This window comes from Bartonella sp. AA89HNZF (genome assembly GCF_042196905.1).
GTDB lineage: Bacteria > Pseudomonadota > Alphaproteobacteria > Rhizobiales > Rhizobiaceae > Bartonella.
In genome coordinates this window covers 1-1,253 of record NZ_JBHIRD010000071.1, presented here as the reverse complement: position 1 = coordinate 1,253, position 1,253 = coordinate 1, and the positions used below count along the sequence as shown (strand labels likewise).

Annotated in this window: 1 protein-coding gene; it reads left to right on the top strand. The window is 30.9% G+C overall.

All coding sequences use genetic code 11. The features are described from left to right. Positions 1–375: autotransporter outer membrane beta-barrel domain-containing protein (locus ACFIN0_RS09710; RefSeq protein WP_375611018.1), on the top strand; the 375-nt coding region annotated here is incomplete at its 5' end. Positions 376–1,253: the final 878 nt, after the last annotated feature.

Below are 1,253 nucleotides of genomic sequence, written 5' to 3'. Positions count from 1 at the left end.
GTTTATCAGCATCTTCAGTTTCATCAGGCGTTTGATGTTGATAATCTTGATGTTGATTTAGGAAAATTTCATCAATGGGTGGGGCGTGTTGGTGGGCGTTTAAGCAAGACGCTTAATGCTTCTGAAGAGGGACGTGAAGTTTCTTTTTATAGTAAGCTTTCTTATTTGCATAGTTTTGAAGATAAGCAATTCGTTTCTTTTAAAAACGATTTTCAGTTAGGTTTCTTTGGTTCTTCTTTGGAAGCAGGGGTTGGGTTTAATGCCCGTCTCTCAACAAAACTTTCTCTTCGTGGAGATGTCACTTATCAGCATAGATTTAAGAAAATTGGTTTTTCTGGAACGAGTTTCTCTGCTGGATTGCGCCATCTTTTTTGAAAAGGTGCAATATGTATTTTTAGTTAAAAGGCAGAAGATTTTCTGCCTTTTAATGTATTGAAATTTATTTTGCTTCATCAATATGGTTATTTTTTTGATATAAAAGATTACAATAGATGCTTTCTTTTATGCGATGAGGAATTTTTCTAAAATTTTTGATGTTAAGATATGAGGACAGATTTCATTGTGAATGTGAGAAGATTAAACGCTAAATGCTTGTGGCATAAGCTTTCAAAAGAGACGATATTGATGATTGTTTTTGTCCATTTCTTTATTAATTTTTATAGATCATAAGTTTAGTCTTGATGAGTTTTATGCATTGTTTTGAATTTTGTTTTAGAACTTTATTCACGTTTATATCATTTATACGCTATTTGTTCCCTTTTTTAGGATATTTACTTAAGAGTTTTGGATAAATACTTGTTTTTAGAACAAACAGAGGGAGTTTGAGGTCAAATTATAATAAAAGTAAAGTATGCTTTATTGTATTGTTACTGTTGTTGTTTTGTAAATGATAGGTGGCATAAAAATTTCGATAAGATATAGGATATTATTTTTATTGCGGTCATGCGCGGATATCATCATTCTTTTTTCAGCATTCAATATTTGCGCAGATTTTAGCACCCTAGAATGTTCATAAGAAGCAATTCACCTTTTTTCAAAAGTCCTTCTTTACATGCCAGCTTCGTTTGTGATGGACAACGGGTTAATTGATTAAATATAAACAGGTTTGAAATGAAAGAAATTTATAATATTCAGTTTTTTATTCAATATGTAAAATGATGAATGAGTATTCTGAATCATTGATGAAATTTTCCTAAATCAACATCAAGATTATCAACATCAAACGCCTGATGAAACTGAAGATGCTGATAAAC